This is a genomic window from Sulfitobacter mediterraneus (genome assembly GCF_003054325.1).
GTDB classification, from domain to species: Bacteria; Pseudomonadota; Alphaproteobacteria; order Rhodobacterales; family Rhodobacteraceae; genus Sulfitobacter; species Sulfitobacter mediterraneus.
The window spans coordinates 137,983-152,089 of sequence record NZ_QBKU01000009.1 but is presented as its reverse complement, the minus strand read 5'-3'; the positions used below and the strand labels follow the sequence as shown (position 1 = coordinate 152,089).

Sequence of the window (14,107 nt, the reverse complement as noted above, 5' to 3'; positions counted from 1 at the left end):
GATCCTGCGCCACTCAATGAAAGCATCCGATGACCCATCCGCTTCCTTCGACGTCCCGTTCCCTGCCTATCGCGCTGATCCGTGCCCGCGAGGGCGTGATGGCACCGATCCGCGAGATGTTGTCAGAAACCGGGATCACCGAACAACAATGGCGCGTTCTGCGGGTGTTGGCCGAACACGGATCACTTGACACATCCACTTTGGCGGACCGGGCCAGCCTGCTGTTTCCAAGCCTGACCCGTATCGCAACAACCCTGCGCAACAAGGGTTTGATCACCCAGACTCGCGACGAGATCGACCGGCGGCGCCAGCTGATCGAGATCACCGAAGCGGGGCAGAAAATCATCGACGACCGCGCCGATCAAGCGGCCCAGATCGTGGCGGGTTTCAGGGCCGCATTGGGCGATGACAACTATGAATCCCTGCTGGACCTTTTGGCGCAGCTTGATCCCGGTTCCTCAAACTAGGTTCTTGGCCCGCCAATCATCAAAGATCTCCAGCGCCTTGTCAGCAAATCCGGCATCATTGATGTGGCAATCAAGGCGATGCGCTTTGACCTGCGGTGGCAGGCCGCCTTCCAGTGCGGCTAGAAACGTTGCCAATCCATCCGCGTCATGCAAATCCGCGCCTTCGCGATCCCATTCACCCAAGCCAAGCTCTGGCAGCAGAACCTCAACCGGGGCTTTGGCCGAAGCCAGTTGAGTACAATGGGCCTGCGCCACCGCAATCCGCTCTGCCGCGTTCAGAACAACAGACGTCAAAAGCCGGTTGTGTTCGTGACTGGGGTGATCGGACCATTTGCCGGGCAAGGGCTGCCAGCCGACAATATCCACCAGATCGTAACATCCCGGCGCAACAATCTGGGGTGTGCCGTTCTGGCCTGCATTGGTCAGCCGGTCCGCCCCCGCCGAGATATTGGAGCCGTGAATATGGTTGCCCAGTTCCTGCGTGCAAAAGTCAAAGACACAGGCAAACGCCCCCTGCCCGGCGAGACTTTCGAAGGCGCGCCCGCCCATCCCTGTGGCATGGAAAACGGCCACCTCATATCCGCGCTCTTCCAGCGCAGGCTTGAGCGGGATCACATATTTGAGCGCCGATGTCCCAAGCGAGGTCATGCCGATCATTGGCTTGTCCGGGTCGGGCTTTTGCACCGCCCGCGCCGCACCCAGCACCGCACCGGCGGCTTGGCTCAGCGAGGCTTTGCAAACCGAGTTGAGGCCATAAAGCCCGCCCGCCCACAGGATCATCTGCGTATCTGCCGCCAATCGCTCTGCCGGGATCAACGGCGAAAACGACACGGTCGAGACGATGTATTTGGGCACGCCCAGCGGCAGCGCAGAACAGACATCCAACGCCAGATCAGTGCCCATTGTACCGCCCAGCACGATCATCCCGTCAAAAGCCCCTTCAGAATTGAGCCGTGCAGCAAGCAAGGCGGTCCCCGCCGCCATGATCTGCATCGCGCGGTTTTCATCCCCCGACGCAATCGCCGCCGCGATACTGCTGCCGCCCTCTTGGGCCACGTCATGTTTGGAATAATCACAAGGCTTTGAGGGATCGCCCAAAACGGAGACATCCATCGTCAGAACGCGCCCACCCTGCCCGCGGATCACATCTGCCAGAAATCCCAGCTCGTCGTCTTTGGTGTCATAAGTGCCGATCACCAGAATGGTTTTCTCTGTCATATGCACCCCCTTTAGAGTTTGATCCAAGCGGTCTTCAGATTGATGTATTTTTCAATCGCATGAAGGGATTTGTCCGCCCCATTGCCCGATTGCCCGACACCGCCCAAAGGCACTGTACCGTCTGCGCCGCCGTATGTGTTCACATGCATCACCCCGGTGCGCACGGCACGCACCATGCGGTGGGCGCGGGAAAGGTTTGATGTCCAGACCGCACCCGCCAATCCATAGACAGTTGAATTGGCGATGCGCACGGCGGCGTCTTCGTCTTCATACGGGGTAACGGCCAAGACCGGGCCGAATACCTCCTTTTGGGCCAATGTCGCGTCCGGGGTCACACCCGTCACGATGGCGGGGTCCATGAAATACCCGCCGGTCTCTTGCAGGATACGACTGCCACCCCTGACAATCTCGCCGCCTTCCTGTTCCGCTTTGCGCAGGAAATCCAGATTTTGCTGCAACTGTGGCTCCGAGTTCACCGCGCCGATGTTGGTGGTCAAATCAAGTGGGTCGCCGACCTGCATAGCTTTGGTGGCGCGGGCGACGGCAGCGACAAATTCAACGTGAATTGAGGCCTCAACCAACAGGCGCGACCCTGCGACACAGACCTGTCCGGCATTGCGAAAGATACCAGCAGCGGCAACCTTGGCCGCCTCATCCAGATCGGGGGCATCGGCAAAAATGATGTTTGGGGATTTGCCGCCAAGCTCAAGATAGACCCGTTTCATATTGGACTTTGCTGCATATTCCATCAGGCGCCGGCCCGTGGCACCCGAACCCGTAAAGACCAACACATCCACATCCATCGACAGGCCCATGGCCTCGCCAACGACTGCGCCCGCGCCGGTGACCGCGTTCAAAACACCCGGCGGAAGCCCTGCCTCAAGCGCCAGATCGGCCATCCGCATCAATGACAACGACGCGGTCTCGGAGGGCTTCAGAACAACCGAATTGCCCATCGCCAGCGCCGGACCCAGCTTCCAGGCGCCGATCATCATCGGAAAGTTCCACGGAATGATCGCACCGACCACGCCCACCGGCTCTTTGTGGATCAGGCCCAGAATGTCAGATGATGTCGTCGCAATCTCACCATAGATCTTATCGAGCGCTTCGGCGTAATAACGGATCGTGGCGGCGGCTGATCCGGGCTCTGCTTTGCGGGCCATGCTGATCTCGGTGCCGTTGTCGCGCACGCCCAGCACGGCGAGTTCAAGCGCATGGGCGTCGATCAGATCGGCCCATTTCATCAGCACCTTTTTCCGGTCTGCGGGCGCTTGTCCGGCCCAGCGGCCATCCTCAAATGCCGCCCGTGCCGAAGCGATGGCGGCGTTCATGTCAGCCGCGGTACCATCAGCGATCTGCGTCAAAACCCGCCCGTTGCGGGGCGACAGAACATCCATCAGCCCGCCATCAGAGGCGGGCACATGCCGCCCTTCGATCAGGTGATGAAAAACCGGAACGGGCTGATCCCGCAGTGCATTGATACTATCTTGATCCATGGGCCTACCGTGTTTGACTGTCATGCATGTCGTGGTCCTCTTCGGGCTGGTGAGCGCGAAACTCTCTGACCAGGGTGCGGATATGCAGGGCGACCACCAACAGGATGATCACAAAGAGAATAAAGGAAATGGGCCGGTCAATCATATCCAGCGGCGTCTTGAGGCGCGGCAGGGCCGAGCGCAGCTTGACCTCCATGATGCCGCCCAGAACCATCCCCAGAATGATTGGCACAATCGGCAGGTTCAGCCGCTTCAGGATCAGACCAAGAACACCGAACCCCGCCGAAATCATACAATCCGTCAGCGAATTGCGCAGCGAATAGACCCCGACAAACGAAAGGATCAGGATCACCACCCCCAAAAATCGGGTTGGCACGCGAATGATCTTGGTCAGCAAATTTGTTGAGAACAGCAAGAACACCATCACGATCACATTCAGCAGGATCAGGGCAAAATAGAGCCCGTAAACCAGATCAATCTGGTTCTGGAACAGCTGTGGACCGGGGATCACATTGTGGATGTAGAACACCGAAAGCATCATCGCGGTCAGCGCCTCACCGGGGATGCCCAGCGCCAAAAGCGGGATCATCGCGGCGGCTGGCACCGCGTTGTTGGCCGCCTCAGATGCGATCAAACCTTCGGGGGATCCTTTGCCAAAATCATCAGGCTTGGCAGAGGTTTTTTGCGCGTAGGTATAGCTCATGAATTGGGCCGTAAACTCACCCGTGCCGGGGATCATGCCCAAAAGCACGCCAAAGCTGGAGGACACCGTCGCCACCCTTTTGTGCTTGAGCAGCTCTTTGAAGCCTGCGGTCAGTTTTCCGGTGACCGGCTTGGCGTCCGGGCTGCTGTCTGGTGCGGTGAGCAGGAAGAACGCTTGGCTGAGCGCGAAGAGGCCCAGAACCACAACAATCAAGTTGATGCCAGAGCTGAGGAACGAAAAGCCGAAGGTGTAGCGCTGGGTATAGGTCACTGCGTCCAAGCCAACGGTCTGCAGAAAGATACCGAACATCGCCAGAAACCCAGCCGCGAAGATCTGGCCGCGATGTGCAAGGATCACCAGTAGAATACCCAGAAACGCCGCAAGAAAAATCTCGCGGGAGCCGAACATGGGCGCGATCAACGCCAAAACAGGGGACAGCAAAATCAGGCAGCCAATCCCAAAGATGCCACCCCAAAACGATGCGCTATAGGCCAAGGACAGGGCGCGGTGCCCTTCGCCGGCCTGCGTCATCGGATAGCCGTCATAAGAGGTCAGCGCATTCACGGCTGTGCCCGGTGTATTGATCAAGATTGCCGGGATCGCGCCGCCATACATGGATGATCCATAGATCCCCAGAAGCATCGTCAGCCCGACAATCGGATCAAGCGAGAAGGTCGCGGGCAGCAGGATCGCAATGGCCACCGCAGGACCAACACCGGGAATTGCGCCAATGATCACCCCCCCGATCGAGCCGACCAAAAGCGCAACCAAAACATCCCATCGGGCCAGCATTTCAGCCCCGGCAAGCAGGTTTTCCATAACGTGATCCGATCAGAAATAGGTCAACATGAACGGGCGCAGCCCATCCGGCAGCAGCTCGTAGATCCGCCCTGCGGGCAGGTTCACCCGCAACAGGGTTTTGAACAGCAGGACGATAATCACCGCGCAGGCTCCGGCCGCGATCAACATGCGGGCGCTGCGGTATCCGGCGCGCAGTGTCAGAGCCAGCGCAAAAACCAGCGTTGTCGGCAAATAGCCCCCCAAGGGAACAAGCGCGGCATATGCGATGAACCACCCCGCATACTCCAACGCCGCAATCCACGTCCAAACCTCGCGCCAACGCCCCTCGATCCGTTCGGATAGCGCCGAACCGAGCAAATGAAACGCGGCAAACCCGGCCATGCCCATCAACGACACGGCGGGCCAAAACCGTGGTTGCGCAAAGAGTTTGCCGCGCGGCTTATAGGCCGTTTGCTCAAACAATTGGGACAGCAAAAATACCGAGATGATCAACAGAACCCAAGCAAAAACGATATCGCCGGGGCGGCGGTATCGTTTGAACAAAGATTGCAGCGTTTTGACGCGCGACATGGATCACCCCCCAATGACCGACCATTCCGCCGGGCCGACAATGTCGCCCGGCGGAACGCTGTTTGGTTATTCGGACAGCATACCTTCGATGCGGCCCATGGTCTCAATGTCTTTTTCGATCTGCGCGGCCACGTCATCGGCGGCTTGCCAATAGACCAATGCGCCGGTTTCGGCCGCCAGCTTCTGCGCGCGCTCCGACATCATGGTCTTTTGCGCAACGGCGATGATCTTTTCGCGGGCATCTTGCGGGGTGTCGGCATGCACGAACAAGCCATTCCACAGCGCCACGTCCAGATCCGGCGCCAGTTCTGCCACAGTGGGCGCATCCGGCGTCAGCGCAATCCGCTCTGATCCGATGGAGGCCAGCACTTTGACATCATCCAGACAGGGCAGGATCAATTGCAGCGTGGTGTTGATCACGTCCACATCGCCAGAGGCCAAGGTGTTGCAATCCAGCGCATCAAAAGCCGCGTCAGAGGAGTAGGAAAAGCCCATGGATTTGGCCAGACCCAGTGTCACCTGCGTAGGCACCAGCGGTGCACCGAAGTGTCCAAGCACCACATCATTACCTGCGGCATGGGCGGCCAATCCGGCCATGTCGTCATAAGGGGCATTGCCGCCTGCCGCGATGACAAACGGATAGGTCAGGAAATTGCCCAGCGGAACAAAGGGGTCCGGGTTCAACTCTGGAATGCCGATCTGCGGTCCGACCACTGGAATGGCGATGATGAACGATCCGATCGTATAGCCATCAGCGGGCGCATTGGCCACTTCGATTGCACCAGGGAAAGGGCCACCGCCGCCGCCCGGCTTGTTCACCACGGCAGTTGGCACACCGTAAGTTTCGGAGAAATCCTCGGCGATCATGCGCGTCAGGACATCCTCAAGATCACCCGGAGGCCACGGCACAACAAATTCGACCGGTTTTTCGGGGTACTCGGCCTGCGCAGTTCCAGCAACGGCAGTCATGGCCAAGGCCAAAGCCGTCACAGACATTGAAAACTTATTCATTGGTCTCTCCCTGATATGGTTCACATATTGAACCGACGTTTCATAAAAAGGTTGCCTTGTTAACCACCGTCTGTCAAACTTTTTCTCAAGGCAGCCGCAAAGAGAGAGACCCTCCATGTCGTCCACTACGAAAACGCTAGAGCTTTTGGCGTATTTCACACCGGCCCAACCCGAGATCGGGTTGTCCCAGCTGTGCAGGCAGGCCGGGCGCGACAAGGCGACGACGTATCGGCACTTGCAAGCACTTGAAGATGCTGGATTTGTGGAACAAAACCCGGCGACCAAGCATTACCGCCTTGGGCCAGCGCTGCTGCAACTCGCACAGATCCGCGAAGAGACCGTACCGCGCAAAGCGGGGGCCGAAACCGTGCTCGATGGGTTGGTCGATACAACAGGCGAGACCGCCCATGTTTCCGTGCTTTCGGGCACCACCGTCTATCCACTGGTGTCCAGAGAATCGCAACATCACAGCACACGCGCGATCATTGATGTGCAATCTTTCCCGCTTCATGCCACAGCATCGGGGCTTTGTGCTTTGGCCTTTGGGCCATCTGGCCTTTGGCCCGCGGCGGTTGCAAGATTGCAGGTTTTTACGGGCCGCACCATCGCAACAGAGGATGCATTGCGTCAGACAGTCGAGGCGGTGCGGCACAGCGGTTTTGGGCGATCCGACCGCTGTTATGAGGATGACATCCAGGGCGTTTCAGCCCCGGTCTTTGACCAATCTGGCCGTTTTGCGGGTGCGGTCTCAGTGGCCTGCGTCGCCTCCCGGTTTTCACCGAGCCTTGAGGCCAAGGTCAAAGAAAACCTGATAGAGGCGAGCCGCGACATCACCCGAAATTGGGGCGGCACCGTCCCTGCCGAAATCGAGGCCGCATGGGCCACTTCACTGTCACGTTCGAACGTATTGGAAAGCACATCATGAAAGACTCCAACTTCCTCAAAGAAAACAACGGGCGGCTGATGTGGCATCCGATGACCTCACCGCAGGACAGCATCGACAACCCGCCCAAAATCATCACTGGATCCAGCGGCGTCTGCGTCACGGACATTGATGGGCATACGGTCGTGGATGGTGTTGGCGGGCTGTGGAACGTCAATCTGGGGTATTCCTGCCAGCCCGTCAAAGATGCGATGGCCGCGCAATTGGACACCCTGCCCTATTATTCGACGTTCCGCGGCACATCCAACGATGTGGCGATTGAGCTGTCTTTTGAGCTGTCGGAATTCTTTGAACCTGACGGGATGGCGCGGGCGTTCTTTACCTCTGGCGGATCGGATTCTGTGGAAACGGCCCTGCGCCTGGCGCGGCAGTATCACAAGCTGCGCGGAGAGGCCGGGCGCACCAAGTTTTTGAGCCTCAAGAAGGGTTATCACGGCACCCATATCGGCGGCGCGTCCGTCAACGGCAATGCCAATTTCCGCACCGCTTATGAGCCGCTTTTGCCCGGCTGCTTCCACATTCCGGCGCCCTACACCTACCGGAACCCGTTTAACGAAAGTGATCCCGAAAGGCTGGCGCAGCTTTGTGTTCAGGCCTTGGAGGACGAGATCGCCTTTCAAGGCGCGGGCACCATCGCCGCGATGATCATGGAGCCGATTTTGGGCGCAGGCGGGGTCATTCCACCGCACAAATCCTTTGCGCCAATGGTTCAGGAGATCTGCAACCGGCATGGCATTTTGCTGATCACCGATGAGGTGATTACCGCCTATGGCCGGACCGGCGCATGGTCGGGTGCGCGGCTTTGGGGCATTCAGCCGGATATGATGTGTACTGCCAAGGCGATCACCAATGGTTATTTTCCCTTTGGCGCGGTGATGATCGGCCATCGCATGGTGGATGTGTTCGAGGGCAACCCTTCCGCCAAGATCGGCCATGGCTACACCTATTCGGGCCATCCTGTCGGCGCGGCGGCGGCGCTCGCTTGTCTGGCAGAAACCAAGCGATTGAACGTCGTGGACAATGCCGCAGCAAGGGGAACGCAGCTTTTTGACGGATGCAAGGCCTTGATGGAGAAATACGATATCATCGGCGACGTGCGCGGCGGACATGGCTTGATGACGGCGATTGAGATGGTCAGTGATCGTTCCACCAAGGCTCCGATTGACGGGGCCTCCGCGCTGGCAGTGCAAGAAGGTGCGTATCAAAGCGGTGCAATGGTACGGGTGTCCGGCCCCAACCTGATCCTGTCGCCGCCATTGGTGCTCAGCGAAGCGGAGGCTGATACGATCCTGTCCGCATTGGATGCGGGGCTCGCCTGCGTCTGAGCCTTGGCGAATTGCCTGACGTGGTATGACTACAGTGGATAGACAAATGCCCCGCCCAAGATAGCTGGACGGGGCATTGGCGGTGACGCTATAACTTAGAAATTGAAATCATCGTCTGACAGGGTAAAGCCGCTCACCCCGATCACACCGATGTTGCCTTCTTTGCCCGCGTCATTGGTAAAGCTCACCCGCGCCGCGGTGTCGGTCAATTGCAGGATCATCACGTCATCCATCCCCTGCACTGCGTCCATGCGGGAAAAGTCGATTTTGTCGGCACCATCTTCCCAATCAAAGATCTGGCCGCCGCGTGTGCCGTCCATGAACAGGAATGTATCGGCCTCACTGCCGCCTGACATGTTGTCATGGCCGCTGTTGGAGACCAGCGTATCCTCGCCCATTTCACCAAACAGCGCATCGCTGCCCCAGCCGCCTTCGATCCAGTCATTGCCCGCGCCGCCAAACAGCAGATCATTGTGGCCTTCGCCAAAAATGAAATCGTCGCCATCCCCAGCCATCACAAAATCATTGCCGTTGTTGCCGTGGATATTGTCCGCCTCTGCGGTGCCGCTCAGCATGTTGGCATCTTTGTCGCCCGCAATATGGTTCGGCAGCCCCTCGATGGATTCCAGAATGTCGATCCCGTCAAAGACCCCTTTGGCCGTGACCCGCACGTCCTCTTCGGTAACGGTGTCGCCATAGATCTTCACGGTGCCGAGGCTGTCTTCGTCATGGGCACCGCCGCCGTCGCCCTGTTGCGAACGGACATGGAGCAGGGAGAAATCACCGCCCTCGTCCGCGCCATAGGTAATCTCGGCCAATTCTACCGTGTGACCGCGCAATTCAATTCTGTCTCTGTCCTGATTGGAAAAATCGAGGACAACATCATCGCCGCCGCTTTCGACCCAATGATCATGCACCGCATCATTTTCACCCGCGACCTTGCGCCAGTTGATGCTGCCATCTTCGCGGGTGTGACGGGCCAGCACAACGTCGGTGGCATCCAGCAGATAGTTGAACATAAAGGTATCGCGATGCTGGCCGCCCGACACGATGTCGGTCGAGAGCGCCGGATCAACCGGATCTGTGATCCGTCCTGCGCCATCTGTCTGGGCCGGGTCCGGCTCACCACCATCGGCATAGACACGGATGTAATCGCTGCCCAATCCGGCAAAAACCTGCTGCGCACCTGAGCCCAGCTCAATCCGGTCAGTCGTCTTGACGTCATCGGGCGCTGTCTCCAGCACCGCACCATTTTCTGTGATCTGGAACGCTTGGGTGCCGCCGTTGTAATCGGCCAGCTTGTCGGTTTCCGCCAGTTGATCACCGCCGTCAAACACCCCGTCACGCTTCACGGTGATGTCCTCCTTGGTGACCTTGTCGCCATAGACCTTAATGATGCCCAGCGGGTCTTCGTCATGGGCGCCGGTGGCCGTGTTGGCCCCGCCCGCGCCGCCATTCCCTTGCTGGCTGATCACACGAATGGACGAGAATGCACCGCCTTCATCAGTGCCATACGTCACTTCGGCAATCTCGACGGTGTGACCCCGCACAAGGATCTTGTCGCCTTCTTCTTTCGAGAAATCGAGGATCGTATCAACGCCAAAGCCTTCGACCCAGTGATCGTGAACATTGTCGTTTTCGCCCGCAACCCCGCGCCAGTTGATGTCGCCGGTACTGCCAGTGTGCTGGGCCACCACTTCGGCCCGTCCATTCAGAAGCGCATAGAATTCAAAGCGGTCCGCGCCCGCGCCGCCAAAGAAATAATCGTCTGACCCTGCCGCGCCAATGGCCGGGTTGATCCGCCCCTCGGTGCCATCGGTCTGAGCTGGGTCCGGCTCTCCTGCATCGCCGTAAGAGAGAATGCGGTCATTGCCGCCGCCAGCCTCAATGATCTGAGTGCCACTGCCCGCTTTGAACATGTCGCCTCGTGCGGTGCCTTCGAATGTCCGCTCAAAGCTTTCGGGGTTTTCAATGCCCCATTGTGGATGCTTAATCTGCGGCGCGTCATTGTCGGCCAGACCGTCGGCTTCGGCGGCGGCGATATCCTCAAGCTGATCAACGCCATAGAACACATTCGCCTTAAGCGTGATATTCTCTTTGGTCACCTTGTCGCCGTAGACCTTGATCGTGCCCAACAGGTCTTCGTCATGGGCGCCTGTAGCGGTATTTTCGCCGCCCGCACCGCCATCACCCTGCTGGGACCGCAGCTGGATCAGGCTGAAATCGCCGCCCTCGTCCGCACCATAGGTGATCGCGGCGACCTCCACCGTGTGACCGCGAATGTCGATTTTGTCACCATCCTGATTGGAGAAATCGAGGATCACATCATTGCCGATCCCCTCAACCCAGTGGTCATGGACGTTGTCGTTTTCACCTGCCACGCGCCGCCAGTTCACCTCGCCGTCGCTGCGGGTGTGTTCGTCCTGAATCTCTTGTTTGGCATTCAGCAACAGACGAAAGGCAAAAGTATCACGCCCCTGCCCGCCTTTGATGATGTCATCCGATTGATCTGCCGGGACCGGGTCATTCACCCGGCCCGCTGCGCCTTCGGTCTGGGCTGGATCCGGCTCTCCGCCATCGGAAAAGCTGTAGATGATGTCATTGCCGCCGCCCGCATCCACGGCTTGCGACCCCTCACCAATTGAGATCCGGTCGGTCTGCCGGTGGATTGACCCGGTATAGCTGGTGTCATCGGTGTTGCTGGCGACAACCTGCGTGATGCCAAGGTCAATCGGGGCATAGACCGCATCTGCCGTCTCCAGCCGGTCGATGCCCTCATTGTTTTTCTCGACAATCAGATCGGCCAGTTCAACCTTGTCGCCGTAAACCTTGATCTGGCCCAGCGGATCTTCGTCATGGGCACCGGTGGCCGTATTGGCCCCGCCCGCACCGCCGTCGCCTTGCTGGCTGTAGACCGTGATCAGGGAAAACGCGCCGGCCTCATCCGATCCATAGGTGATGTCGCCAATTGTCATCGTATGGCCGGTGATTTTGATCTTGTCGCCTTCGGCCTTGCTGTAATCGGTGATCGTGTCGAGGCCGAACCCTTCGACCCAGTGATCATGGACGTTGTCGTTTTCCCCCGCAACGCCGCCCCAATTGACGCGGCCAGAGCTGCTGGTGTGGGCGCCAACGACGCTTTCCTTGGCATTGATCAGCGCACGGAACTCAAACGTATCGCGGCCTGCCCCGCCGGTCAGAATGTCATCCGTCCCGCCCGTGACAGGCGGATAAACCCGCCCTTCTGCGCCGTTCGTCTGCGCCGGGTCAGGCTCTCCTCCATCAGCGTAGGAAATGATGCGATCATTGCCCGCCCCCATATCAACGGTCTGTGCGCCGCTGCCAAGGATCGCTGTTTCGCTAAATTTTGTTCCGGTTACGTTGTCCGCCATTTGGTCTCTCCCAAGGTTATTGTGCGGCCCGGTCTGGCTTCAGACCCGTGGCCACATTTATTGTTGGCGTCCATTGATTCCCGCAAAACGTGAAAAATCTATGTTCGAATTCGAGCAATTGTCAGAAAGGCCGCTTTCCGCCGCGCAAGGGCGGATCACCGCCGATTTTTGCGATTTTCACCATATGCTGTGGGCGATCTAGCGCTGCACCGCGACAGGTTGCGCCGATATCCGCCGACCTTAGCCAATGCGATTGTTGCCCAAACCGCAATTTCTTGCCCTAATTCGCCGCCCGAAAACAAAAGATCCTGCCAAATGTCACGAAAGCGTCTTAATCAATTGCTGTGTAAATCGGGGGCGACGGCACAGGAATATTCGCCTTGCAGCCTCTCGCGGCGGGTGAGTGACCGGGATATGATGAGGCATTCAGAGCAAGGAAAAATACGATGACTGGCATTTTGACCCTCAACGCCGGTTCGTCCTCGATGAAATTCGGGCTTTACCGCGATGCTGCTGACCCGGTTGAGCTGTTGCATGGCCAGATCGACGGCATCGGCACCGCTGCGCGGCTCATCCTCACAACGTCCGAAGGTACAACCGCAACAAAAGTTGCCGCGCCGACCCAGGCCGACGCCCTGACGCGGGTGATCGAAGCACTAACGGGGCCGCTGGCCGATCTCACCATCACTGGCGTCGGCCACCGCATTGTGCATGGCGGCCCGCAGTTTTCCGCGCCGGTTATCCTGACCCAAGATGTACTGGCGGCCCTGTCCGATCTGAGGTCCCTCGCCCCCTTGCACCAGCCGCATAACCTCGCCGCCGTTGCCGTAGCCCAGCAGGCCTTTCCCAACGCCGTTCAGGTCGGTTGTTTTGATACGGCCTTTCATCGCGGCCATCCTTGGGTCAACGATACCTTCGCAATCCCCCGCCGCTATTACGACGCGGGAATCCGGAGGTACGGGTTTCACGGGCTGAGCTATGATTACATCACCGGGGTGATCAAACGCGATCATCCCGAGTTGCACCAAGGCCGGATCATCGTGGCACATCTGGGCAACGGCGCGTCGATGTGCGCCATCCGGGCGGGGCGCAGCGTTGGGTCCACCATGGGGTTTTCCGCGCTCGACGGGTTGCCCATGGGCACAAGGTGCGGGCAGATTGATCCCGGCGTGGTGTTATATCTGATCGAACAAGAAGGATTGCCACCGCATGAGGTGATGCAAATGCTTTACGAAGGCAGCGGGCTGTTGGGCCTGTCGGGCCTGACCAGCGATATGCGCAGCCTTCTGGCCTCGGAAATGCCTGAGGCGCAGCAGGCCATTGACTACTACGTATTCCGGGCACGGCGCGAGGTGGGCGCATTGGCGGCCGTCCTTGGCGGTCTGGACGCGCTGGTGTTTTGCGGCGGCATCGGCGAAAACGCCGCCGAAATCAGACAACGCATTGGCGATGGGCTAGAATTTCTAGGCATTGAAATCGACCCCGCACTGAACATTCGCAACGCGAGCGACATTGGATTGGGCCAGACCAAGGTGATGGTGATCCCAACCGACGAAGAACGCATCATCGCCCGCGCCGTGAGGCATCTCTCGGCAGCCAGATCATGAGCGCAGTATATTGGCGGTGCAATGCAGACCCATCGGCGCATGCACCCGTCGCCCAAACGGCTAACGCCACATCAACGCCCGAGCATGGCGGATGGCTTCACATTTCGGGGTATGGTGGCGGAGACGAAGGGATTCGAACCCTCGAGACCCTTCCGGGCCTACTCCCTTAGCAGGGGAGCGCCTTCGACCACTCGGCCACGTCTCCGCTGACCCGTATGCCTTGTAACCCCCTGTAATTACAAGGGGTTTATTGAAAATTTCTTCACTATTTGTAAGTCCATGATTTTATTGATTTTCCACGAGTTTCATCGGCATTTTTCTACAATTCGTGCAAAACCGGTGCAAAATCCGTGCAAAAACACCTCGTCTGATACTTGTGTGCAGATCCCGTGCAAATCGCATTTGGGAGGGGTCTAACCTGATGTATAGGAACAGAATTTACATCGAGGGCGCTCCCTTTCGAAGGGAAACTATCTTAAGTTGACTAGAAGCACGATCGCGTGCTCTTTAAGTAGAGTTACTCTTCAATGGTGGACTAGTTTTTGGAGCACAAGTAACCTGTCGGGATAGCTGA

The 14,107-nt window shown here is 58.4% G+C and carries 10 protein-coding genes and 1 tRNA gene; 4 read left to right on the top strand and 7 right to left on the bottom strand.

Features of this window, described 5'->3' with window-relative positions:
• Positions 1-29 precede the first annotated feature (29 nt).
• A complete protein-coding gene (hpaR, locus tag C8N31_RS15115; protein ID WP_025046528.1) occupies positions 30-467 on the top strand; it encodes a homoprotocatechuate degradation operon regulator HpaR in 438 nt (145 codons plus the stop codon).
• Here the strand turns inward: hpaR and C8N31_RS15110 are convergent.
• From C8N31_RS15110 to C8N31_RS15090, 5 genes are all read right to left on the bottom strand, one after another.
• A complete protein-coding gene (locus C8N31_RS15110) occupies positions 459-1,685 on the bottom strand; it encodes a Tm-1-like ATP-binding domain-containing protein (protein WP_025046529.1) in 1,227 nt (408 codons plus the stop codon). The genes hpaR and C8N31_RS15110 overlap by 9 nt on opposite strands.
• An 11-nt stretch (positions 1,686-1,696) precedes the next feature.
• Positions 1,697-3,181 carry an aldehyde dehydrogenase gene (locus tag C8N31_RS15105; protein WP_025046530.1) on the bottom strand — a complete coding sequence of 495 codons (1,485 nt, stop codon included), beginning with the start codon at positions 3,179-3,181 and terminating at the stop codon, positions 1,697-1,699.
• 4 nt (positions 3,182-3,185) lie between these two features.
• Positions 3,186-4,703: a tripartite tricarboxylate transporter permease gene (locus C8N31_RS15100; RefSeq protein ID WP_025046531.1), complete on the bottom strand. Its 1,518-nt coding sequence runs from the start codon at positions 4,701-4,703 to the stop codon at positions 3,186-3,188.
• A gap of 12 nt (positions 4,704-4,715) precedes the next feature.
• The gene (locus C8N31_RS15095; RefSeq protein WP_025046532.1) at positions 4,716-5,255 is read right to left on the bottom strand and encodes a tripartite tricarboxylate transporter TctB family protein; all 540 of its coding nucleotides are present in this window, start codon (positions 5,253-5,255) and stop codon (positions 4,716-4,718) included.
• A gap of 66 nt (positions 5,256-5,321) precedes the next feature.
• Positions 5,322-6,266: a tripartite tricarboxylate transporter substrate binding protein gene (locus C8N31_RS15090; RefSeq protein ID WP_025046533.1), complete on the bottom strand. Its 945-nt coding sequence runs from the start codon at positions 6,264-6,266 to the stop codon at positions 5,322-5,324.
• 115 nt (positions 6,267-6,381) lie between these two features.
• Here C8N31_RS15090 and C8N31_RS15085 point away from each other — a divergent pair, with 115 nt between their 5' ends.
• Entirely contained in the window at positions 6,382-7,191 is an 810-nt protein-coding gene (locus tag C8N31_RS15085) for an IclR family transcriptional regulator (RefSeq protein ID WP_025046534.1), read from the top strand.
• Positions 7,188-8,534 carry an aspartate aminotransferase family protein gene (locus C8N31_RS15080; RefSeq protein WP_025046535.1) on the top strand — a complete coding sequence of 449 codons (1,347 nt, stop codon included), beginning with the start codon at positions 7,188-7,190 and terminating at the stop codon, positions 8,532-8,534. The genes C8N31_RS15085 and C8N31_RS15080 overlap by 4 nt, the downstream gene beginning before the upstream one ends.
• A 95-nt stretch (positions 8,535-8,629) precedes the next feature.
• Here the strand turns inward: C8N31_RS15080 and C8N31_RS15075 are convergent, their stop codons facing one another.
• Entirely contained in the window at positions 8,630-11,926 is a 3,297-nt protein-coding gene (locus C8N31_RS15075; RefSeq protein ID WP_025046536.1) for a calcium-binding protein, read from the bottom strand.
• Positions 11,927-12,372: 446 nt separating this feature from the next.
• On the opposite strand from C8N31_RS15075, the gene C8N31_RS15070 reads away from it, so the two are divergent.
• Positions 12,373-13,533 (top strand): acetate/propionate family kinase, encoded by a 1,161-nt coding sequence (locus C8N31_RS15070; protein WP_025046537.1) that lies wholly within the window; start codon positions 12,373-12,375, stop codon positions 13,531-13,533.
• A gap of 115 nt (positions 13,534-13,648) precedes the next feature.
• Here the strand turns inward: C8N31_RS15070 and C8N31_RS15065 are convergent.
• Positions 13,649-13,738, bottom strand: a tRNA-Ser gene (locus tag C8N31_RS15065).
• Positions 13,739-14,107 lie beyond the last annotated feature (369 nt).